This window comes from Flavobacterium artemisiae (assembly GCF_042678225.1).
GTDB lineage: Bacteria > Bacteroidota > Bacteroidia > Flavobacteriales > Flavobacteriaceae > Flavobacterium > Flavobacterium artemisiae.
In genome coordinates this window covers 1-23442 of record NZ_JBHUDZ010000005.1, presented here as the reverse complement: position 1 = coordinate 23442, position 23442 = coordinate 1, and the positions used below count along the sequence as shown (strand labels likewise).

The 23442-nt window shown below is 35.0% G+C and carries 16 protein-coding genes and 1 rRNA gene; 2 read left to right on the top strand and 15 right to left on the bottom strand.

Going from position 1 to position 23442, the window contains the following annotated elements; genetic code table 11:
- Positions 1–26: 26 nt before the first annotated feature.
- The 10 genes from ACFSC2_RS05015 to ACFSC2_RS04970 all read right to left on the bottom strand — a co-directional run bounded on the left by ACFSC2_RS05015 (position 27) and on the right by ACFSC2_RS04970 (position 11857).
- Positions 27–1061 carry a glycoside hydrolase family 43 protein gene (locus ACFSC2_RS05015; RefSeq protein ID WP_379816661.1) on the bottom strand — a complete coding sequence of 345 codons (1035 nt, stop codon included), beginning with the start codon at positions 1059–1061 and terminating at the stop codon, positions 27–29.
- A gap of 26 nt (positions 1062–1087) precedes the next feature.
- A complete protein-coding gene (locus ACFSC2_RS05010; RefSeq protein WP_379816662.1) occupies positions 1088–2521 on the bottom strand; it encodes an MFS transporter in 1434 nt (477 codons plus the stop codon).
- A 203-nt stretch (positions 2522–2724) separates the two neighbouring features.
- The gene (locus ACFSC2_RS05005) at positions 2725–3834 is read right to left on the bottom strand and encodes an endo-1,4-beta-xylanase (protein WP_379816663.1); all 1110 of its coding nucleotides are present in this window, start codon (positions 3832–3834) and stop codon (positions 2725–2727) included.
- A gap of 49 nt (positions 3835–3883) precedes the next feature.
- Entirely contained in the window at positions 3884–5047 is a 1164-nt protein-coding gene (gene uxuA / locus ACFSC2_RS05000) for a mannonate dehydratase (RefSeq protein WP_379816664.1), read from the bottom strand.
- A 182-nt stretch (positions 5048–5229) separates the two neighbouring features.
- On the bottom strand, positions 5230–5967 hold the full coding sequence (locus ACFSC2_RS04995; RefSeq protein ID WP_379816665.1) for an SDR family NAD(P)-dependent oxidoreductase: 738 nt from the start codon (positions 5965–5967) through the stop codon (positions 5230–5232).
- Between the two features lie 170 nt (positions 5968–6137).
- The gene (locus ACFSC2_RS04990; RefSeq protein WP_379816666.1) at positions 6138–8291 is read right to left on the bottom strand and encodes an alpha-glucuronidase family glycosyl hydrolase; all 2154 of its coding nucleotides are present in this window, start codon (positions 8289–8291) and stop codon (positions 6138–6140) included.
- A gap of 296 nt (positions 8292–8587) precedes the next feature.
- Positions 8588–9130: a YbhB/YbcL family Raf kinase inhibitor-like protein gene (locus ACFSC2_RS04985; RefSeq protein ID WP_379816667.1), complete on the bottom strand. Its 543-nt coding sequence runs from the start codon at positions 9128–9130 to the stop codon at positions 8588–8590.
- A gap of 78 nt (positions 9131–9208) precedes the next feature.
- Positions 9209–10054: a helix-turn-helix domain-containing protein gene (locus ACFSC2_RS04980; RefSeq protein WP_379816668.1), complete on the bottom strand. Its 846-nt coding sequence runs from the start codon at positions 10052–10054 to the stop codon at positions 9209–9211.
- 12 nt (positions 10055–10066) lie between these two features.
- Entirely contained in the window at positions 10067–11095 is a 1029-nt protein-coding gene (locus ACFSC2_RS04975; protein WP_379816669.1) for a LacI family DNA-binding transcriptional regulator, read from the bottom strand.
- Positions 11096–11407: 312 nt separating this feature from the next.
- Entirely contained in the window at positions 11408–11857 is a 450-nt protein-coding gene (locus ACFSC2_RS04970; RefSeq protein ID WP_379816670.1) for a PepSY-like domain-containing protein, read from the bottom strand.
- A 302-nt stretch (positions 11858–12159) separates the two neighbouring features.
- On the opposite strand from ACFSC2_RS04970, the gene ACFSC2_RS04965 reads away from it, so the two are divergent.
- Both ACFSC2_RS04965 and ACFSC2_RS04960 read left to right on the top strand, forming a co-directional pair.
- Complete coding sequence (locus ACFSC2_RS04965; RefSeq protein ID WP_379816671.1) at positions 12160–14349, top strand: tetratricopeptide repeat-containing sensor histidine kinase; 2190 nt, start codon at positions 12160–12162, stop codon at positions 14347–14349.
- A 12-nt stretch (positions 14350–14361) separates the two neighbouring features.
- The gene (locus tag ACFSC2_RS04960; RefSeq protein ID WP_379816672.1) at positions 14362–15003 is read left to right on the top strand and encodes a response regulator; all 642 of its coding nucleotides are present in this window, start codon (positions 14362–14364) and stop codon (positions 15001–15003) included.
- Here ACFSC2_RS04960 and ACFSC2_RS04955 read toward each other — a convergent pair whose 3' ends face one another.
- From ACFSC2_RS04955 to rrf, 5 genes are all read right to left on the bottom strand, one after another.
- The gene (locus tag ACFSC2_RS04955) at positions 15004–15921 is read right to left on the bottom strand and encodes a PorP/SprF family type IX secretion system membrane protein (protein ID WP_379816673.1); all 918 of its coding nucleotides are present in this window, start codon (positions 15919–15921) and stop codon (positions 15004–15006) included.
- Positions 15922–15924: 3 nt separating this feature from the next.
- Positions 15925–17856, bottom strand: a complete 1932-nt coding sequence (locus tag ACFSC2_RS04950; RefSeq protein ID WP_379818576.1) for an HYR domain-containing protein — start codon at positions 17854–17856, stop codon at positions 15925–15927.
- Positions 17857–18071: 215 nt separating this feature from the next.
- The gene (locus ACFSC2_RS04945; RefSeq protein ID WP_379816674.1) at positions 18072–18638 is read right to left on the bottom strand and encodes a hypothetical protein; all 567 of its coding nucleotides are present in this window, start codon (positions 18636–18638) and stop codon (positions 18072–18074) included.
- A gap of 152 nt (positions 18639–18790) precedes the next feature.
- Positions 18791–22831 carry an HYR domain-containing protein gene (locus ACFSC2_RS04940; protein WP_379816675.1) on the bottom strand — a complete coding sequence of 1347 codons (4041 nt, stop codon included), beginning with the start codon at positions 22829–22831 and terminating at the stop codon, positions 18791–18793.
- A gap of 494 nt (positions 22832–23325) precedes the next feature.
- Positions 23326–23435: ribosomal RNA gene (gene rrf, locus ACFSC2_RS04935) — 5S ribosomal RNA — on the bottom strand.
- Positions 23436–23442: the final 7 nt, after the last annotated feature.

The window sequence follows — 23442 nt, the reverse complement described above, 5'->3', positions numbered from 1 at the left end:
TAAATTTTTTTTTCGCAAAAAAACACTTAATCAATTAATCTTCTAATACCATAAGGATCAATCGTAATAATCGAACCATCTTCCAGATAATCAATTTTGGTTACTTTCATGCTTCTTAAATGCGTAATGCCTTTTGACAAACTGGAATCATGATAAAATAAATACCATTCGCCTTCCACTTCACAAATCGAATGATGTGATGTCCAGCCCACAACCGGATTCAGAATTCTTCCTTGATACGTAAACGGCCCATACGGATTGTCTCCAATTCCGTAACAAATAAAATGTGTGTCGCCTGTTGAATACGAGAAATAATATTTTCCGTTGTATTTATGAACCCAAGAAGCTTCAAAAAACCTTCTGTCGTTATCACCCGCAAGAATTTCATTTCCATTTTCATCGAGGATTTTAATCTCTTTCACCTCTTCGTCAAACTCCAGCATATCTTCCCGAAGTCTTGCCACAATTGGTCCTAAAGCTTTTTCATTTGCTTTTGGCTCTTGGTTATTTTCATCATAAATATTGTTTCGGTATTTCTGAAGCTGACCGCCCCAGATTCCTCCAAAATAAATATAATGCCTGCCGTCTTCGTCTTCAAAAACGGCTGGATCAATGCTGTAACTTCCTTTTATGGCTTCTTTTTCTGGAACAAAAGGCCCGACTGGCGAATCGCTTATGGCAACACCTAACTGAAAAATTCCATTGGTATTTTTGGCAGGGAAATACAAATAATATTTTCCATTTTTGCATGCCGCGTCTGGTGCCCACATTTGTTTTTCGGCCCAAGGAACATCATTTACATGCAAAGCAATGCCGTTATCAACAGCTTTAGATGAAATATCTTCCATCGAAAAAACGTGATAATCTTCCATTCCAAAATGATCCCCATTATCGTTAAACGGAATTCCCGCATCGATATCATGAGACGGATAAATATAAATTTTACCATTGAATACATGCGCCGAAGGATCGGCTGTATAAATATGGGATACTAAAGGCTTTGAAATCGCCAAATCATTAATTTCCTCAAAATTAATGTGTTCAATGCTGTCTTCAGGCATATTCTTCTGTATGTTTTTAATTAATTTTAATTTCTTCTTTCTTTTAAATCCTGCTCAATCTGAACTTCCATTTCTTTATTGATTTTATAGAAAAACAATAATCCCGCTCCTATCAAAAATGGAATCGCTGGAAAAATACTAACCAATAATTTGATTCCATTTACCGCTGTTTCTGATTGCTCAGACGCGTTTGGAACATAATTAAAATAGCCAAGGAATAAAGTTGTCAAAGCACCTCCTATGCTTAATCCGGTTTTTAAACCCACCATCATTGCAGAAAAAATAATCGCAGTTGCACGACGGTTATTCAGCCATTCTGAATAATCGGCTACATCGGCAATCATCGCCCAAAGAATCGGAATCGTGATTCCGTAGAAAAATCCGTGTAAGATTTGGGAGAAAAACATCAATCTAATGGATGTTGAAGGGAAAAAATAAAAGGCAATAATGAAAAGGGTTGAAATGAACAGAAAGATTCCGAATACGTTTCTTTTTCCGTATTTGTCTGCCAGATTTTTAGACAATGTAATGCCGACAATCATAAAGATAATACCGCCTGCATTAAAGAGTCCGAATCCCGCAGAAACAGGATCGCTGCCAAAATGATTCAATCCAATATTCGTTAAAAAATCCAAAATTGGCTGAATAAAAACGACTAATTGTTCTTTGTTTACATAATTCTCAAAATAATAAACATACGAACCGCCCTTCATCGCCAAAGTCACAAAAACCAAAGTTGTCAACGAGAGCATGATTATCCAAGGTCTGTTTTTGATTAAATCGCCTAAATCTTCTTTTATACTTGACTTTTGTTCTGGTTTCGGAATGATTCTTTCTTTAGTAGTCAAAAATGTAATCAAAAGCATTATTGTTCCGATAATCGCCAAAGCGGTCATTACTTTTTCGATTCCGACGGCTTTATCACCGTTTCCGGCACTTTTGATAATCCCAAGCATAAAAACCTGCACAAAAAACTGCGCAAACATAACCGCCACAAAACGGTACGACGACATACTGTTTCTTTCGCCCATATCCCCAGTAATTACACCGCTTAAAGCAGAATACGGCAGATTGTTTCCAGCATAGAAAAGCAATAACAAAGTATAAGTTACCACGGCATAAATTACTTTTCCTTTATACGAAAAATCAGGTGTCGAAAAAGCCAGTAAAGCCACAACTCCAAGCGGAATCGCCGTTGCTAAAATCCACGGTCTGAATTTCCCCCATTTGGTACTCGTTCTGTCTGCCAAAACCCCAATGATCGGATTAAAAATAAAGGCAGCAATTAAACCAACAATCAACATAATAATAGAAGAATCTGTTGGCGATAATCCGTAAATATCGGTATAGAAATAAGCCAGATAGGTCATCAAAGTCTGAAAAACAAGATTAGCAGCCAAGTCGCCCAGGCTGTATCCTATTTTTTCTTTGATGGATAATTTTTGTGAAATGTTATTCATTGTGGTTTTGTGGTTAGTTAGTTTTTCTCCTGCAAGGTTTCCAAAACCTTGCAGAAACGCAATTTAAATTAAAACAATCGGTTGTGTAAAATTATATAAAAAAACATATCATGCAAATTTACTTTACTTTATTTCAAGAAATAAACAAAAAACAATCGATTGCTAAATATTATTCAGTTAAGAATACTTTAAAGTCGAAAATTTTATTCTTTTGATGACTTTAATTCTAAAACACTGTTGTAGGCTTCTTTGTGTTTCAATTCAGTATCAAACAATAGAGGATAATTGGTTCTTCCTTTTATAGGCCAGTCGTTCAGCCACGATTGTTTGTCATGAACACCCCAGAAAGTAACACGGCTGATTTTGTCTTTATGTTTTAAAAATAATTTAAAAATCGAAGCGTAACGATCTGCAAGCTTTTTCTGCACCGAATCTGGCAGTTTCTCAGGATACGGATTCATTTTTGGATTTCCTTCAAATTTCTGATTAACATCGGCACCTTTTAGATCCCACGGATTTGGTAAAACGGTAATATCCAATTCTGTAAACGCCACTTTGATTCCTAAAGCCGAATACTCCAAAATACTTTTTTCAATTTCTTCTAAAGACGGACTTCCTAATCGCCAATGTCCTTGAATACCTACTCCATCAACCTTTCCTCCTTGGGCTTTTATTTTTTTGATCAACGCAATCGCTCCGGCTCTTTTTGCAGGCTCTTCGATATTATAATCGTTGTAATACAGATCAACATTTGGATCTGCTTTTGCCGCTAATTTGAATGCATCTACAAGATATTTTTCGCCTAATGTGTTTAGAAAAACTGATTTTCGCAGCGTTCCATCTTCATTCAAAGCTTCGTTTACCACATCCCAAGAATTAATTTTGCCTTTGTATTTAGAAACGATTGTATTGATATGATCCTGCATAAAAGCTTTCATTTCTGTGCTATCAGCAATTTTTTCCATCCAAGGCGCTAATTGACTGTGCCATATCAAAGTATGTCCGTGAACAAACATATTGTTCTTTTTTCCGTATGCCACAAATTTGTCCGATAATGTAAAATCGTATTTGTCTTTTTGCGGATGCATAAACATCGATTTCATAATATTCTCAGCCGTAATCGCATTGAATTCTTTCTTGATTAAAGAATCTTCTTTTCTGTTTTTTTCCCCAATTTGATCAGCACTTAAAGCAGTTCCAATTAAAAAATCGTTTTTATAAGCCTCTTTTAGGGTAAGAGATTCTTTCTGTGACGTGCAGCTTAACGTTAATAGCGCCGTGACGGCTAATAAATAAGGTTTTACTAATTTCATTTTATTGTGGTTTTTAGTTAGTATTAGTATTTTGAAATAGGATGCGTAATTACAAATTCAGTTTATATCCAATTCCCATTTCCAGACCTCTCAATTCCGCCAGACCTTTCAATCTTCCTGTTAAAGAATAGCCCGGATAGGTTTCTGTCGTTTTATTAACTTCGTGCAGAAAACCGTGGTCGGGACGCATCGGTAAACTGACTTTTGTTTTATTCATTACAAGCAAAAGCTTTTCTACAATCTTTTCCATTTTCACATCACCGTTTAAATGTTCGGATTCCCTAAAAATGGTTTCGCTTTCGCGGATGGTATTTCGCAGGTGCAAAAAATGGATTCTATCTTCATTATCATCAATTATTTTTTCCAGATTATTTTTTGGATCGGCGCTTAAAGAACCTGTACAATAACATAATCCATTTGCTTTGGAAGGAACGGCGCTGAAAATAGCTTTCAAATCGGCTTCTGTTGAAACAATTCTTGGCAATCCCAAAACCGAAAACGGCGGATCGTCTGGATGAATTGCTAATTTTTGATCGTTTTTCTCGGCTGTCGGCGTTACTTCAGATAAAAAATAAATTAGATTTTCTCTTAGTTTCTGATTGTCGATTTGAGAATAATTATCCAAAAGTGACAAAATCTGCTCGGCTGTAAAATTGATTTTACTTCCCGGTAATCCAAGTAAAACATTTTTAAACAACAATGCTTTTTCATCTTCAGTCAATTGATTTCCAAACTGCAATGCTTTTTCTTTTGCAGCTTCTGAATAATCATTTTCAGAATTGGGTCTTTTTAAAAGAAATACATCAAAAAACGTAAACGCATCTTGATTGTACAGCAAAGCTTTGCTTCCGTCCTCATTTATAAAATTATGATTCGTACGAACCCAATCTAGAATAGGCATGAAGTTGTAGGTTATGATTTTGATGCCGCAATCGGCCAGATTCTGCAGACTGATTTTATAATTTTCAATGTATTGCAAATAGTTTCCAGAAGCACGTTTGATTTCTTCATGAACGGGAAGACTTTCCACAACTGTCCATTCCAAACCGGCATTTCGAATTATCTGTTGTCGTTCCTGAATATCCTGAACAGACCAGATTTCACCAACTGGAATTTGATGCAAAGCAGTTACAATTGCCGTTGCTCCGGCTTGTTTAATATCGATTAGTTTTACGTTGTCTTGAGGTCCAAACCAACGCATGGTTTGCTGCATTTTTATCATACTTCCCTTCTGTAAAAATTTATTAAACACATAGAAACATAGATTTTATATAACCTGAAAAGATTAAAAAAAGAAACTAGTTTCTCACACATAGTCTATGTGTGTTAATGCAAGTGAAACGCCTCTATAGACAAAGAGAGACTATGTTTCTATGTGTTTAAAATATTTAAAAATTAAAACCCAATACTATTTCCTCCGTCAACTGGCAAAACGGTTCCGGTTGTATATTTTGATTCGCTTAAAGCGAAATAATAAACCGCGTCTGCAATGTCCGACGGCTCTCCTAAAAAGCCCATTGGCGTTCTTCCCAATACTTTATTTTTTCTTTCGGGATCGTTATCTAATGCTGCTGCAGACATTTTGGTTTTAATAAATCCTGGAGCGATACAATTTACACGAATTCCCGCTGGAGCGAGTTCTGTTGCCATAGCACGTGTCATCGATTCGATGGCGCCTTTGCTAGCCGAATAGGCTATAACTTTTGGGATTCCGTATTGTGATGCCATTGAACTGATGTTGATGATACTGCCGCTTCCATTGGCTTTCATATTTTTAATTACTTCACGGCTTACGGCAAAAACGCTCAATAAATTAGTATGAATGATCGAAAGGAAATCTTCATCAGTTACGTCTGGAATTTCTTTTTTCATGTTGATTCCAGCGTTGTTGACCAAAATATCGATTGGCCCTTTTTGTGTTATGCTTTCGATCATGGCTGGAATTCCTGCCAGATTATTTAAATCGAAAATTACCGGAATGGCATTTTCTCCAATTGCTGCACAGGCATCTTCTGTTTTTTCTTTTGATCTTCCGATGATGTAGGTTGTAATTCCGTTGTCACACAATTTTTTTGCGGTTGCAAAACCTAATCCCGAATTCCCTCCGGTTACAATTGCCGTTTTATTGCTCATAATTTTTAAAAATATATTTTGTTTAGTACGCTGATTTTACTGATTCGCTATCGCGAAAACGCTGATTTATACGGATTTTTTTCTGTTTTTTCTATTAAAGTAAATCCGTTCTTTTCCGTGGCTTCGCGATAGCGAATCCGTTTCATCCGCGTTACATTTGCTTAATTTTATTATCCATTTCCCGGTGCAAATGGGAATTTTAATGATTTAAAATACTCTAAAGTCTGTGTTGGTTTTTCTACTCCCGCTGGAAGCTCTTTTCCAGAAAACTGCTGAAAATACAACAGACAAGCATCTCGCCACCATTTTGCTTCTTTGTACTGAATTTCCAATAACATTTCGACTTCGTGAAAACGCTCAGCGTCAATATATTTTTCAGTTTTCTTCCACACATTCTGCATGTTTTCAACCTGATTAACGCCTTCCTGATATTTCAGTGCCAAACCATTCCAAAGCGTCTGACCGTTTTTTAGTTTATAATCCCATGAAACGTGATGAAACCATAAAAGATCTTTTTCTGAGCAAGTTGCTAGATTGTCAAAAAGTTTTGCAACTTCTGGCGCATATTGCGAAACAGCATTTGTTCCTGATTTAGAACGGTCGAAACCAATTCCATTTTTATCTGCTTTATGATAATACGTCGGATTCCATTCTGGTCTTGATAAATTCGAAACCCAAGGCCCAGGTCCGTAATGATGACCTGTGTCCATAATATGATGTAAACCAAACGGCGTCATATAATTGACAACGGCTTCACGCGATTCGATCATGATATTTTTTACAGGCTTAATGAAATTTTCATCGTTTGAAAAAGTACTTCGCAACCATTCATCAGCAATTATTTCTGAATCTAAATAGGGATTCCAAGCCAGTCTCCCGAACCCGTACCAGTTTGCCTGCGCGAAAGGATGTCCCGTCCAGTTCAAATCGTTTCCGATATTCGCAACGCCTGCAATTCCGGTGATTTTATTTTTAAATAAAGTTCCATCAACGACTTTAGCAACAGTTGAACCTTTTCCTTTCTGATAGGTATCGGATTCTAAAACTTCCTGAAATAATTTTGGCAGAAAAACCAGATGTGTGCTGAAACCCAAATATTCTTGTGTGATTTGAAATTCCATCATTAAAGGCGTTTTTGGCATCGCACCAAATAAGGGATGAAACGGTTCTCTGGGCTGAAAATCGATTGCTCCATTTTTTACCTGAACAATTACATTTTCTTTAAATTTTCCGTCATACGGTTGAAATTCAGCGTAAGCTTGTTTGGCGCGGTCATTTGCATCATGCTCCGAATATACGAAAGCTCTCCACATCACAATTCCGTTAAAAGGTGCAACGGCATCGGCGAGCATATTCGCGCCATCAACATGATCTCTTCCGTAATTTTGTGGTCCCGGCTGCCCCTCTGAATTGGCTTTTACTAAAAAACCTCCAAAATCTGGAATCCGTTTGTAGATTTCCTGCGATTTGTTTTTCCACCAATTGATAACTTCTGGATCTTTTGGATCGGCAGTTTTTAGTTTTCCAATTTCAATAGGTGCCGAAAATCTCGCGGTCAAATAAACTTTTATTCCGTATGGCCTGAAAACATTCGCTAAGGCTTCGACTTTTTCTAAATATTGCGACGTCAGAATCAAAGCATTGGCGTTTACATTGGTTAAAACCGTTCCGTTGATTCCGATTGAGGCATTCGCTCTGGCATAATCAATATAACGCTGATCAATAAAATCGGGAAGTTTCTGCCAGTTCCAAAGTGAAAATCCAGCATAACCTCTTTCGACCGTTCTATCCAGATTATCCCAATGATTTAGGATTCTGATGTTTGTTTTAGGCGAATCGGCAATATTGAGATTTTTAACCGATTTATTAGTCTGCAGCATTCTTAGAAAATGGAAAACGCCATATAAAACAGCTACATCATTTTTTCCTGTTATGATAGTTTGTTTTTTATTTTGAAAGGAAATGGATTTGATGATAAATCCTTCATTATTTATTTTGTCAAAATCAGATTGCAACTGGCTTTTGATTTCTGCATTTAAACTGAATTGAGAACCTGCAATCAGATTATTTTCTCCTTTTATCTCGGATTTAATTTCAGGTGTAGTTCCAAGCATTTGCACGAATGCCGTTTGGAGTTCTTTCTCGGCGATTTTTATGGTTTCTGAATTTCCCAAAATCACAATTCCTTGCAAATTGTCTATATATTCTTTTGCAATTGAGGTATTCGTAATCGAATTATACTGAAGCCACAATTTATAATCCTTTTGTGCCGAAGCCGAAAAGGAAATCAGAAGAAACAGAAAAACAAATCGTAATGAAGTCATTTTGGTTTTATTTTTTCTCAGTTTTAATTTTTATATAGACAGCATTTTGTTTTCCTTTAAAAATATTTGATAAAATTTTAATTTAAAAAATACATTATTCGAAATAAAACAACAAATGCAATCGGTTGCGTAAAAATATAAGATTGTATTCGAAGAAAAAAATTTTAGCTCTGTTTTTTTTCAAAAAATAATTTCATATAACAAATAAAGGCAGGATAATTATAAAAACTATCCTGCCTACAGTGTCTGTAAATTTTAGATTTTTTGAGTTTAGATTTTAGATCTTCTCTACGCAACTACCTTTTGTAATACGCTACAATACTGGCTTTTGCCAAAGTTTGGTTCCAAAGATTAAATCCTACAACGGCAGGATTTGTATTTTCGTCTGTTCCTAATTTATCGGTTTTTAAAGCATACACGGTAATAATGTATTGATGAAATCCGTGTCCAACCGGAGGGCAAGGTCCGCCAAATCCTTTTATTCCATAATCGGTTACGCTTTGAATAGCGCCTTTTGGAACAAGATTTTTAGTTCCGGCGTTGGTTATCAATTCGTTTACATTTGCTGGAATATCAACTACAACCCAGTGCCAGAATCCGCTTCCTGTTGGTGCGTCTGGATCATACATTGTTACCGCAAAACTTTTGGTTCCTTCTGGAGCATTTTTCCAAGACAACTGTGGAGATTGATTTTCCCCCGAACAGCCAAATCCGTTGAACTCCTGAATTTTAGTGGTTTCTCCGCCTAAATCTTTACTGGTTAAAGTGAATGTTTTTTGTGCAAAAATAGATGTCGAAAAAATTGCTGACATCGCCAAAATTAAACTTAGCTTTTTCATTTTATCTGATTTAAAATTTTAAGCAAAGTTAGATTTGGACCTGCAGAATAATTTTAGCTAAAAAACCAAAAATTGTTGCTAAAAGTTCAAAATTGTTTTGTGATGTCTCGGCGTTACACCGTATTTAATTTTATACGCCTGACTGAAACTGGAAAGGTTTTCATAACCTGCTTCAAAATACACTTCAGACGGACTTTTTTCTTGACTCAGCAAGTAATGTGCATATTCGAGTCTTTTATTTTGGAACCATTTTATAGGCGATTCTGAATAGTGCTTTTCGAATTCTCTTTTAAAAGTCGAAACACTCATATTGCATAAAAAGGCCAGCTCTTTTAAGGTGAGTTTGCTTAAATAGCTATTTTCTATGGTACGAATGAATTTCTGTGCCGTATCATCTGTGGTTATTGTCAGCGAATGAAGAAATTCTGTTCCATATTGCGCTATGAGATACAACATAAGTTCTTCAAATTTAACTTCTAACATTTTTTGCTGAACGGCAGAAGTAAGCTTTGAAATATCTACTAGACTTTCTACAAAACGTTTTAAAAATTCGTCATAATCAAATGCGTGAACAGATTTTGGTTCTGTCGATTCTGGTTTTGCCGATTCTATTTTTCTAATAAAAGTATGAATCATTTCATTTGAAAAAAAGAAAAGCACGCTTCTATACTTGCTGTCATCTGCGAGTTTTTTCTCCGTCATCAGGCAGTTTCCCGAGCGCATAACGATAAATTGTGAAGCGTTTATTGATAAAGCGGTATTATCAAAAATCACTTCTTTTGTTCCTGAAACCAGAAAACTTATAATGTTTTGATTGAGAATAATCTGTTGTTTAGAAACGTCTTTAAAACTGCTATAGTCAACAATATGTACTAACTGCGATTTTTCTAAATTCAGTTCATCAGGAAGGGTAATTGTTTTCACAACTCATGTATTTTATTTCTGCGTAGATTCTCTTGCCAATACTTCTGTGTTTAAAAAAGTAATTTCTTTGGCATCATCGTTTTTAGATGATTTTAGATTTTTGATGATAATTTCTGCTGCAGCTTTTCCCATTTTTTCTGCGGGATGCGTAATCGTTGATAAATTTGGATCGATAATCTGCGAAATCGGGTCATTATTAAAACCTATTACTTTAAATTCTTCAGGCACTTTTATACCACGTTTTTTCGCAGTTTGTACGGCGCTCACAGCCAAGATATCTCCAGGCGCAAAAAGTCCGTCAGGAATTGGATCTAAGTCGAATAAAGCGTTGCTGGCTTTTACTCCGTCTTCGTAAGTAACTGAATTTAAATTGATAATCAGCTTTTCGTCAATATCGACATTATGATCTTTTAAGGCTTCTATATAGCCTCTTTTTCTTTCATTATATAAATTTCCCAATTCTGATCCTGCCGTTATGTGCGCAATTCGAATACAGCCTTGCTCAATAAGATGTTTTGTAGCTTTGTAACCTGCTGTATAATTGTCAATTACGACTCTAAAAGTATTATAATCTTTAGGCACACGATCGACAAAAACTAACGGAATATTATTGTTGGAGAATTGATGAAAATGTGCTGTATCGCGCGTTTCCATAGCCAGCGAACAAATTACACCGCTTACACGGTTGCTGTATAAAGATTTCGCCATATTCACTTCTTCGTCATACGAGTCGTGCGACTGCATGATGATTACGGTGTAATCTGATTTTTGAGCCGCAATTTCGATCCCGCTGATGAGCGATGACAGGAAAGGCTGTGTAACGGTTGGAATTAAAACTCCAATCGTTCTGGTTTTATTGCCGCGTAACCCAGCTGCTAAAGTATTGGGAACAAAGCCCATTTCTTCGGCAGTTTTCTTGACTTTTTTTATGGTTTTATCACTTATGGTGTGATGGTCTTTTAAAGCTCTTGAAATAGTTGATGTGGCCAAATTTAATCTTTCGGCTATGTCGTAAATCGTAACGTGTTTATTTTCTTCCATAAATCAAATAAATAGAAGATGTAAATATAAACTATTTTCTTTCAAGATGCTCTTTTTAGAAATTGGCTAAAACAAAATGTCTTCAAACGTATAATTGAAGACATTGTTGATTTTTAAACATGTTGAGCATAATTCAAAGTGCATAAATTTTAACACATAGAGACATAGATTTTTTTAACTAAAAAGGTAATTAAAAGAAGCTCATTTCTCACACATAGCTATGTGAATTAATAAAAGTGAAACACCTTTTTTAAACTCCAAAAAACTATGTATCTATGTGTTAAAAATAATTTAGTAACATTTATTCTTATACTATTTTTTCCCGATATTGTTTTTCTTGTCTTTCAAGATTTTTCCCTCTTTGGTAAACTCTAAATCTATTTTGTTGGTTAAATCTACATCGAGATCTTTGTGACCGTAATCAATATGCGTGATTTTTTCGTTGGGATAATTTTTCGCCACATAATCTTTTACTTCTTTCGGAATAAATGCGGTCGGAATTGGTTTGTCATCGCCATCAACTTCTCGATACGAACCGTCTTTCCAGAATTCTACTTCTGTTCCGTCTTTTAGTTTTACTTCGTAACCTTTTTCACCGTGCTCTGCATCTTTTTTGGCACTTTCAACAGCAACATCTCCAAAGTGCTTTTTTAAAAATTCCTGTGCTGGTTTTGGCAGTTCTGTGACTTCGATTTTCTTCTGTGCGCTGGCCGAGATTGTTATCGTTAACAATGCAAGGACTAAAAATATTCTGTTTTTCATAATTCAATTTTTTAAGTATAGTCTCACTAATTTACGACAGGAAAAAATACATTCAAATCTATTTAAGAAATTTTTAGTGTTTTTAGTCAGCATAACCATTTAATTTACAACATATTAAAAAACGTCCAAAATCGTTCATTATATCACAACTTCATTCAAAAATTTTATTTTTAGAAAAGTTTTTTCAATTCTTTTGTAGTACTTTTATCGCTTATTCAAAAACTGATTTAATCTTATAAATCCCAAATTTACAAAGCTTTAAAAATTACTCATTATTCTCTTTTGAGTAAAAAACTAATGATATGGAAATCTGGCTGAGAAGGCTTTTTATACTGTTCTTCGTCTTTTTATCGTTTGGTCTACAGGCTCAGATTGAAGGTAAAAAGCAGGCTCTTGTTTCTAAAAAATCCATCCTGGTTAAAGAAGATAAAAATACTCTTGCGCTTTATGATCTCTACAATAAAGGCGAAGAAAAAAAAGCTTATAAAAAAGCGCATTTGATTTTAAAATCTAAAGTGGATAACAGGGCGCTTGCCAGAACGAATCTTCTTCTTGCTTATTATTTTAATAAAAGGGCGGTAATTGACTCTTCTATTTTTTACACCAATCAAGCTTTAAAATACAACACGGTTGTCAATGATTCTTTAAAGAATCGTCTTTTTTCGCTTGGTTATAATTTACTAGCAATCAATTATAAAAAAAGAGGCTTGTTTAATGAAAGCAAAAAATGGCATATTAAAGGCATTGAAGCTTCTCAAAAATACAAAGAAAAAAACCTGTTTTATACGCACACGCATGGTTTAGCGCAGGCTTATACGGAGCTTGGAGATTATTCTAATGCGATTAAATTGTTTAAACAATGTCTGGAATATAAAGACGACGATGAAATAATTCTAGGAAGTTATATTAATCTTGGTGATATTTATTCGCGAAAGAAGGATTACGACAATGCTTCTGTTTTTTATAAAAAAGGAAAAACGCTGTGTGAAAAAACGAAGAACGATCAGGGAAAAGCGATTATTTTACTGGGACTTGGCGAAAATTACCAAATGCAGGGAAAACATACTGAGGCTTTAAAAATATTTCAAGAGGCACTTACGATTTCTGATAAACTTGAGTTGAATCAATTATCGATAATTTCAAGAAGCAGTATTGGTGATAGTTATATTTCGTTAAAAAAATATGAGGATGCTAAATTGATTTTTTCTGAAGCGCTTCAAAAATCGGTTCATTTTGGACTGCTCCAAAATCAGATGCATATTTATGACGAATTGCGAAAAATTGCGATTCAGCAGAATGATTATAAAAGTGCTTATTCGTTTTTTGAAAAATCAGCACATCTAAAAGATTCTATCAGTAATCTGCAAAAAATAAAAGAGATCAACGAACTCGAAGTCAAATACAAAACAGCGCAGAAACAAAAAGAAATCGAGGTTTTAAAATTTGAGAATGAAGCTAAAAAATTAGCTTTGGCAAATCAGGAAGAGGCTTTGAAAAACATGCTTCTTGAAGAGGAAATTTCGAAGAAAAAAAATGAAAATACAATTCTGGCTTTTCAGAATTCATCCAATAAAAAACGAAATGAGATTTCGCTTTTAAAGAAAGATCAGCAGTTAAAAGCTTTAGAAATTGACCAGCAAAAGAATATGCGATTTTTTATCATTGCAGGTTTTCTTGTTTTTCTGATTCCGATTATGGGACTTTTGTTTCAATATTATAAACGTTTGAAAGCGCAGCGATTACTGAACATTAAACAGGCGGAAGTGAGTTCTCAAAAAATTAATACCATTTTGAAGGAGCAGGAATTAGAACTGATAAAAGCTTCGATTAGCGGACAGGATAAGGAAAGACAGCGTATTTCGCAGGAACTTCATGACAGCATTGGCGGTAATTTGGCTGCTATAAAATTGCAGGTAAATCATCTAAATCCTTCTAATTTTTCTACTATTCAGAAAATCAGTTTACAACTTGACGAAACGTATCAGCAGGTTCGCAGTATTTCGCATACACTTCTTCCGAAGAAATTCAGCCAGAATAAATTTTTGGAGGTTTTAGAATCGTATTTTAAAAATATCAGTGAAGCCAGCAAGATTAAAATCGCTTTTATTCCGTATCCGAAAAAGGAAATTAATGAATTGAATGAGGATATTCAGATTGAAATTTTCAAAATTATTCAGGAGCTTTTAACGAATACGATTAAACATGCCAAGGCTTCGGAGGTTGAAATTCAGCTGAATTTTATTGAGAATATAATCAATCTTTTATTTGAGGATAACGGAATTGGTTTTGACACTGAAAAACAGTCTAAAGGAATTGGTTTTATTAATTTAGAATCGCGTATTAAAAAGCTAAACGGTTCGTTTATAATTGATTCTAAACTAAAACGGGGTACAATTGCTAATATTGAGATTCCGGCTGAACCATCAAAAACAAAGAAAAAAATCAAGGGCATTGATTTGAAAAATCAGCTTGACGAATTAAAAAGCAACTAATATATTTGTTGAATGAATACTATTAATCTTCTTATTGTCGACGATCACACGATGTTTCTTCAGGGTATTATTTCGCTGTTGGAACAAGAACCTAATATTACGATTGTTGGTAAGGCTGTAAATGGCAATGAAGCATTGGAAATAATAAAAAAAGGCGTTGTTGATTTTATTATTCTCGATGTGAGTATGCCGGAAATGGACGGAATTGAGCTGAGTAAGATTCTGAAAAAACAGCACCCAAACGTAAAAATCCTGATTGTAAGCACGCATAGCAATGTAATGATTGTTTCGCGATTGATCAGAATTGGGGTTAATGGTTATTTGTTGAAAAATGCAGAGAAAGAGGAACTTCTTAAAGCGATAAATACGATTGCTTCTGGCGAAAGTTATTTTGCTGAAGAATTGGAAGAAAAGCATTTAACCAATAGTTCAAGAATTGAAAAACAGGTTTCTAATTTAACTGAACTGAGTTCGCGCGAAAAGGAGATTTTGGTTTTGATTGCTCACGAATATAATACGGCTGAAATTGCCGAAAAAACATTCATTAGTCTGAATACCGTAAATACGCACCGCCGTAATTTATTATCCAAACTGAATGCTAAAAATACGGCGGGTCTTGTAAAATACGCAGTCGAAAATGGTTTGGTCGATTAATTACTCAAAACCTTTTCCCAATCTGTAATTTAACACTAATCCAAAGGTGTCCGGAATCACCACATTATCAATTGATTTGTTGTAAGTGCAGATGACTCTAAAATTGTCTGAAAGATGAAATCCGGCGAGAAAGTTCAGCGTTTTTGAAGTTCTGTAACCACCGCCAAATTCAACTTTATTTTTGTAATTGATTAAAAGATTCAAATCGGCCTGAAATGGCGCTCCTTCCACATATTTGAACAAAACACTCGGATTGACCAGTATTTCTTCAAAACGATTTGTAAAGAATTTATATCCGAAATAGCTGTAATACACATTTTTTAAATTGGTATTGTGGTTGGAATTAAATGCCGAATTTAACAAGTTTGGCGATGATAATCCGAAATAAATATGATCGCGGTTGTATAAAAATCCAATTCCAAAAGTGGGTGTAAAACTGTTTACATTTTCCTGAAATTCAGGATCGTTTTCTATTCCAAGCCGTGTCAGGTTTTCGTTGTACAGCATTCCTCCTGCTGTAACTCCAAACGAAATTATATTGGGGTCGTATGCCCACCATTTTCCGTTTTTATATTCTGAATCGTAATAGATTTTATACGAATAAGATGTAAAAAAAGTTGTCGTGTTGGTCACACCTACCTGATCGTGAGAAATTCCTGCAGCTAAACCTATTTTTTCACTCCAAGTTAATTTATTTACCGAAAGATCGAAGTTTTTCGGACTTCCGTCAACAGAATTAAAATAACCATTTGTGGTCATTACCATATCAATATCATTATAATATCCGGCGTGGGCAGGATTTATAAGAACGGCATTGTAATTATAACTAGAGAAAACTGGGGTCTGCTGTCCGTAAGCTCTTTCTAAAAAAATGATTAATATAAATAAAGCTAAGATTATATTGATTTTACTTTTCATGAATTAACGTTTTAAAACAAGATATCCCTTGGTTTTCTTAAAATGACTAGGTTGTTCTGTGCGGATTTCAAAGAAATAAGTTCCTTCTGGAAGCTGGTTCGCACCTAGACTTCGGCTTTTATTGGCGATACCGCTGAACACATTTGTTGAATTGTTATAGCCTTTTGTTTGAAAAACTAAGTCTCCCCAACGGCTGTAAATCAATACTTCATTTTCAGGATAATCGGTTATTCCATCAATTTCCCAAAAATCATTGATCCCGTCTCCATTTGGAGAAAAACCATATTTTGTTTCGTCTTTTTCTGCAGGAATAACTGTTATGGTAATAAAATCTTCTGCCTGACAGCCGTCTTCATTGGTAAAAATTACTTTATATGTGGTTGTTTCTGTTGGTTTTGCAATTGGATTTCCGATTTTGGTATTGTTCAATCCCGTTGCTGGCGACCAAGAGAAAGTTCCGTTTTCTAATGCCAAGGCATACAGCTGTGTCGATTCGCCTTTGTTAATTTGCAAATCGTCTCCGAGATCTACTAAAACCGGATATGTAACCAGTAAGAAAGAACAGCTTGAACTGTTATTACTTTTATCTGAAACTTTTATCGTAATTGACATGCCGTCAGAAAATGTGCTTCCCGGAGAAGGCATCTGTGTAATTACCGGGTTTGGATCAGTATTGTCTGTTGCAAAAATCATTTTGGTGTAATCTGGCACTTTACTAGTACTGCAATCAATCATCTGATCTAAAATATAGGCAAAAACTGGCGCTTCTGTGTCTTGTGCTATGTGAATTTTAAACGAACAAGAAGCTGGATTTCCGCTTTTGTCCGAGACATTCATCGTGACACTCATTCCGTCAGTAACATTAGTTCCTGCGATTGGTGTTTGATTTATCGTTAAATTGGAATCACAATTGTCTGTGGTGACAATCAGCGAACGATAATCTGGCAGAACTGTTCCAAAAGCTATATTTTGATCTCCAATACAAATGATTTGAGGTGGCGTAACATCCGCGGAAGCGTTAACTTTAAATGTGCAATACGATTCATTATTTGATGCATCTTTTGCTGTAATGGTAATCATCATTCCGTTTGTAAAAGCACTCCCAGCAGATGGACTTTGAGTAATTAATGGTAAAGTGTCGCAATTATCATTTGCTGTAACTAAAGGCGTATAATCTGGTATTATACTGCCACATGATAACATTTGATCTCCGATACAAGTAATTACAGGCGCAGTCAAATCTGCGGAAGTGTTTACTTTAAAACTACAAATTGAACTATTATTGGAAACATCTTTTGCTGTTATAGTTATAGTCATTCCATCTGTGAAAGGACTTCCCGCAACTGGATTTTGTGTTATTGAAGGATTAGCATCACAATTATCGGTCACCGTTATCAAGGGCGTATAATCAGGAATTGTTGCTCCACATGATAAACTCTGATCTCCGATACACGTAATTACAGGCGCAATTCCATCCGCGGTAGCGCTGACTTTAAATGTGCAATACGATTCGTTGTTCGAAATATCTTTTGCTGTGATTGTAATTGTCATTCCGTCAACAAATACACTTCCTGCAACTGGATTTTGTGTTATTGAAGGATTAGCATCTTGTGTGTCCGTGACAGTTAAAAGAGTTGTAAAATCTGGAATTACTTTTGTATTACAAGATGTTATCTGATCTGTTAAACAGGCAATTACTGGCGGCGTTGTATCTTTTGAAGCACTAATAATGAACTTGCAATCAGAAGTATTTCCTGATGCATCTGCTGCTGTTATTATAACTTCAACATCTTTTCCGTCATAAACTGAGCCAGTCACTAGCGTTTGCGTAATTTTTGGCGCCAGATCACAATTATCTGTAACTGTAACAGTCGTAGTGTAATCTGGAATTAAATCTCCTAAATTTAAAACCTGATTTGGAGGACAATTCGCAATTACCGGCGGGGTTAGATCGGTATATTTACTTCCGAAAATTAAATACGAGATTCCAGCATCTTCATTGGGATCAGATGTATAAACAGTCGTACTACTTCCAATTAAAACATCATCAATACCATCATTATTTACATCATTTAAATAACTGATACTGTATTTTGAGGCATAACGGATTTTAATTTTTAATGCTTCTGCACTAGTTAAGTCTTTAATTTTTATACTAGAATTCCAAGTTTTTTACCATAAATAATATAAATATCATTTAGATGTACCATAGCTATATCATCCAAACCATCTGCATTAAAATCACCATATTTACTGTAAGAATGCAAATAATCCAACGTGAAATCGTCTATTTTAAAACCATTTGTTCCGTTTAAATCTTTTAGATCAATTGTGGCTGAAAATGAAGATCTTCCAAATAATACATAACCATCAACAGCCAAATCTTTAAAAGAGTCTCCGTTTATATCTCCTATTGCCTTAACCTGATAGTATTGGCTTGTATTGAGCGTCGTTACAGAGTTTTCAATTCTAAAACCATTGGATCCGTTTAAATCGGTTGTATTCAATTTTAATGGAAATCCTGACGATCCAAAAACCACATAACGGTATTTCGTAAAATCGCCTGAAAAAATTAAATCTGCTATTCCGTCACCGTTGATATCGCCAGGTGCATCTATTGTTTGTCCAACATCACCTTCAATTATAAATGAAGAAGAAGTGATAAGCTGGTCAATTGTAATGGAAGCCGGAAAATTAGAACTACGTCCAAAAATCACATAACCTTTTTTGATTCCTCCTGCTCCCTCATTAGCCGATAAAATTGCAATATCGCTGTGTGAATCATTATTGAAATCGCCAATATTAATTAAAGCTGTTCCAATAGCTTCATCTTTAGTGTCTCCGAGAATTTTAAATCCGTTATTTCCATCTAAAGCCGAAATTGGAAATTGCGAGAAAAAGCGCTTTTTTTCCCGTAAATGATATAGATTGATCCTGCATAATATTTGCCAGCATTTTGTTTCTGACGGTCACTCAACATTAAATCGTCAATACCATCTCCGTTTATATCTCCTGTAGCGCTGACATCGTAAGCAAATTCTGAAGGCGCTGTAACTGCATCATCAAAAATTTTGAAGCCGTCGTTTCCATTTAGTTTTCCTAAGTTAATATTAGGCGGAAATCCTGCTGTGGTTCCAAAAACAACATAACATCCTTCATCTTTTGCACCTACGAGAAAGTCTAGAATTCCATCTCCATTAATATCTCCTGCGTTACTTGTAGCAAAACCAGCTCTTTTGCCTCCCTTTTCTCCGTAAAGGATTACACCGTTGCTTCCATTTAATTCTGCTGCATCAATTTCAGTTGTATTACAATCTAAATCAAAAGTTTTAGTTTTTAATTTAACTAAAAAAGTACAGGAGCTCTCGTTTCCAGATTTATCTTTAACGGTAATTGTAACATTTGTATCAGTTGTAAATAATGTTCCTGCAGGCGGTGTCTGTGTAAAGGTCAATTGATAACTTGGTGTGACATCATCGTCGACATCTTCTAAAAAAGGCACATAATTGGGTAAAAATGAATTGGCATATAATTCTTGATCTATAGGGCAAATAATTACGGGATTTGCAGTAATCATCAATTCTATTTTGAATTTACATTCCGAAGTATTCCCGCTGGCATCAACTGCTTTTAAAATTATTTCTTGCGTAGTGCCGTCAAATACAGAACCCGCTACTGGTGACTGGGAAATTACAGGTTTAGTATCACAATTATCTGTGACCGTAATCATAGAGGTATAGTTAGGAATTAAATCCCCAATATTTAATTTCTGATCTGTAGGACAATTGTTTATAACTGGTTTTTCTGTATCTGCAGTCTTTTTACCAAAAACAACATATGCTTTTCCTGGATTATAATTTACTTTAAAGTTGCTATGACTGGCATCATATGGATTTCCGATAATCAGATCGCCGATGCCGTCATTATTTATATCTCCAGCGTAACTAGCACTATAGTGATAAAACATTTCAGAGTTAATCCTAAAATTATGTGCTGTAGTTCCATTAATTGTAGCTGTCCAGCTTTTCTTTCCAAAAAATAAATAAGTTGCACCGATTGTTTGTACAAAATAATCATCTATATGATCTCCGTTAAAATCTCCAGCATATCCAAAATAAGACTGACTGCCAATATTGTTAATTTTAAAACCATTTGTTCCATTTAGGTTTTTCAAATCGAAAACTGCTGGGAATGAAGCTGCTCCAAATATAATATGGTTTCCTGTTATTGCGATATCATTTATTCCATCATTATTCAAATCGCCTGCCTTTGCAACACCATCAAATGGGATTAAAGGATCCGCTGTGTTTTCTATTATAAAACCGTTAGTTCCATTTAGGTTCGAAATATTAAAGTTAGTTGGAAAATTACTCGATCGACCAAAAACTATAAATTTTCTCACCTGACCTGAATTATTATAACTGCCCATGCCAATATCGGAAATTCCGTCACCATTCACATCACCCAATCCCGCTACAGTAGTTCCTATTTTTCCAATTGCAGCGTTTCCTTGTATTGTAAAACCATTTGCACCATTTAGCTCAAAAGGTCGTAGAATAGCCGGAAATCCATTTGCTTTTCCATATATTACATAACATTTACCATCTACAGCACCAGATCCTCCGCTAATAATGGCAATATCTTGAAAACCATCAGAATTAACATCTCCAATGCCATCTATGCTAATTCCCGGATTGCCAAAATTTTCATTTCCTATAAAAGTAAAACCACTAGAACCGTTAAGATCTGATATTTTTAATTCCGCTGGATAACCTCCATTTTTACCAAAAATAATATAAGTATGTCCGACTTCTGTTCCATAAGAAGAATGTCTGTAGGGATCACTCAACATAAAATCTCCAATTCCATCTCCATTAATGTCGCCCGCACCGCTTACATCGTAACCTGTCACCGGAAAATTTGATGAAGGGATATCATTTCTAATCACAAAACCATTAGTACCATTCAGCAGTCCCAAGTCGATATTGGGAGAGAAACCCGATTTTTTTCCAAAAACTACATAAGCCGCTCCAGAAATTGCTTTGTAAACTTTAGCTTTCCCATACCAAGAGTCATAAGCACCTGGGGCACCTATAATTAAATCGTTGATACCATCTCCATTGATATCTCCTGCAGTATTAACACTAAAACCTGCTTCTCTACTTAAGACTTCTCCATAAATAGAAAATCCGTTAGCTCCATATAAATTATTAATATTAATAGAAGTTGTTTTACAGTCTATATCTTCCGTATACGTTTTTAACTTTACTAAAAATGTACAGGAATTTGAATTTCCAGAAGCATCCTTAGCAGTAATAGTAACATTAGTATCTGCTGTAAAAAGTGTTCCTTGCGGTGGTGTTTGTGTAAAAATTAGATCAAAACCATCTGTAATATCATCACTCAAAGCAGTTAAGTAAGAAACATAATTAGGCAATGTTGAATTTGCATATAATTCCATATTGGATGGACAAGTTAATGCGGGAGGAAGATCCCCTCCCAAAGCATTGAGGAAAAAGCTGCAAGATGCTGTGTTTCCCGAAATATCTTTTGCCGTCAATACTACATTAACTCCAGCTGTAAAAGGAGTTCCCGCCGTAGGAGTTTGAGTTACAGTTGGACTTGTATCACAATTATCTGTTACCGTTATTAAGCCCGAATAATCAGGAATAGCACCCCCAATTGCTAAAGCCTGACTACCCGGACAGTTAGTTATTATAGGTTTTGTCGTATCAGACGAAACGTTTACAATAAAGCTACAAGTTGATGTATTGTTAGAAGCATCTTTTGCGGTAAGCGTTACGGTCATTCCAGAGGTAAAAGCTGAGCCTGCAGACGGACTCTGCGTAATTACAGGAGAGCTGTCGCAATTATCAGTTGTGGTAGCCATTGCAGCATAATTCGGCAAAACAGCACCACAGGAAAGTATCTGGTTACCAAGGCAATTTAAAAAAGGTTTAGTTGTATCTGCTGAAGCATTTACTATAAATGTACAAGTTGAAGTATTATTAGAAACATCTTTCACCGTCAAAACTACCGTCATACCAGCAATAAAAACAGTCCCAGGAACAGGGCTTTGAGAAACGGTTAAATTGCCCAAACAGTTATCATATCCCGTAACTAAAGTTCTATAATCTGCTAAAAGAGACCCGCAGTTTTGAATTTGATTACCTGGACAAGTTAAAGTGGGTGGAATATTATCAGGGATTGCTTGTGTTACATTAAAATTACAAAAAGAAAAATTTCCAGATGGATCTGTATATTTAATCTGAACTGGAATACCATTATAGAAAGGGGTTCCTGGAGCAGGCGTCATTTCCCAAGAAACAGAATTACTACAGTCGTCTTGTAAATTCATCATGGGATTAGTGGCATAGTTTGGTAATACATCCCCACAATTTAAAGTAAGATTTGTTGGGCAGTTAAATGTTGGCGGCGTAATGTCGGGAGACAATGCCGTAATAACTATTGAACAAGTACTTTCATTTCCAGTTTCATCTTTAGCCGTAAATACGATAGTCATACCGTCATAAAACTTAGTACCACCAGTTGATTGTGTTAGAAATATATCCCCACCAGAATCATCAGTAACAATTAATTCGTCTAAATAATTAGGTACTAAACTTCCGCAAGGCAGTTGTTTATTAGAAGGGCAAGTTAAAGAAGGAGGTACAACATCAACAAGCTTTTTAAGCGTTTTCGAGGTTTTTTCATTGAAATTAACTAGGAATTTAGATATAGATTTTTCTTTTTCTGTAGTAATTATTCCTTTTTCTCTTGATTCCTGCAAATTAGTTTTAGAAACTACAATGGTCTTGTTTTGACCATGAGAGATAAATACTCTGGTAAAAAGAAAAAAAATAAAAATAACTTTAGTTGCTCTTTCAAATGCTTTTATAAAATCTTTCATTAAATATATATTTAAGCTCGTAATAAATGGCAAAAATATGTTCGATGAAAAACTTACACATCACTATAAATAATGATTTTACTATAGCATAAAATAAAACTTCTAATTATTTATTTAATAAAAAAGATGAAATGATTACTACTTTAAAAATAATTTTACAGACCATAAATAACTAACATTGAAATCAATTACATTAACATCTGTAAGATGTATTTCGAAACATTAAAAAAAGGGATGTAATTCGATGAATAGAAAAAAATAGAATCCTAATTATGGCGATTAGCCAAAAGATTTCATTATGAACAACTTATCACTTTGTAGCGACAATTTTTATGTTATAGAAAATTTAATAAAAAGTATATTGGTTATGTAACATGCATTAAAATGTCTGTTAATTTCCTTTACTCATGAGGTTTTCATTTTCAAAAAAAAATATATTCCCAAAAAGGTACAAAACAAAAAACCCCGTTTCGTTAGAAACAGGGTTTTCAAAAGAAAGGCGACGACATACTCTCCCACAAAACTGCAGTACCATCTGCGCAGGCGGGCTTAACTTCTCTGTTCGGAATGGGAAGAGGTGAGCCCCGCCGCAATAACCACCTTAAGGTCGT

What these genes read in the sequence shown, in the direction of transcription:
- ACFSC2_RS05010 (WP_379816662.1), bottom strand. Translation starts at nt 2,521, where the DNA reads ATGAATAACATTTCACAAAAATTATCCATCAAAGAAAAAATAGGATAC.
- ACFSC2_RS04940 (WP_379816675.1), bottom strand. Translation starts at nt 22,831, where the DNA reads ATGAAAGATTTTATAAAAGCATTTGAAAGAGCAACTAAAGTTATTTTT.
- ACFSC2_RS04990 (WP_379816666.1), bottom strand. Translation starts at nt 8,291, where the DNA reads ATGACTTCATTACGATTTGTTTTTCTGTTTCTTCTGATTTCCTTTTCG.
- ACFSC2_RS05005 (WP_379816663.1), bottom strand. Translation starts at nt 3,834, where the DNA reads ATGAAATTAGTAAAACCTTATTTATTAGCCGTCACGGCGCTATTAACG.
- ACFSC2_RS04970 (WP_379816670.1), bottom strand. Translation starts at nt 11,857, where the DNA reads ATGAAAAACAGAATATTTTTAGTCCTTGCATTGTTAACGATAACAATC.
- ACFSC2_RS05015 (WP_379816661.1), bottom strand. Translation starts at nt 1,061, where the DNA reads ATGCCTGAAGACAGCATTGAACACATTAATTTTGAGGAAATTAATGAT.
- ACFSC2_RS04965 (WP_379816671.1), top strand. Translation starts at nt 12,160, where the DNA reads ATGGAAATCTGGCTGAGAAGGCTTTTTATACTGTTCTTCGTCTTTTTA.
- ACFSC2_RS04955 (WP_379816673.1), bottom strand. Translation starts at nt 15,921, where the DNA reads ATGAAAAGTAAAATCAATATAATCTTAGCTTTATTTATATTAATCATT.
- ACFSC2_RS04985 (WP_379816667.1), bottom strand. Translation starts at nt 9,130, where the DNA reads ATGAAAAAGCTAAGTTTAATTTTGGCGATGTCAGCAATTTTTTCGACA.
- ACFSC2_RS04975 (WP_379816669.1), bottom strand. Translation starts at nt 11,095, where the DNA reads ATGGAAGAAAATAAACACGTTACGATTTACGACATAGCCGAAAGATTA.
- ACFSC2_RS04995 (WP_379816665.1), bottom strand. Translation starts at nt 5,967, where the DNA reads ATGAGCAATAAAACGGCAATTGTAACCGGAGGGAATTCGGGATTAGGT.
- ACFSC2_RS04960 (WP_379816672.1), top strand. Translation starts at nt 14,362, where the DNA reads ATGAATACTATTAATCTTCTTATTGTCGACGATCACACGATGTTTCTT.
- uxuA (WP_379816664.1), bottom strand. Translation starts at nt 5,047, where the DNA reads ATGCAGCAAACCATGCGTTGGTTTGGACCTCAAGACAACGTAAAACTA.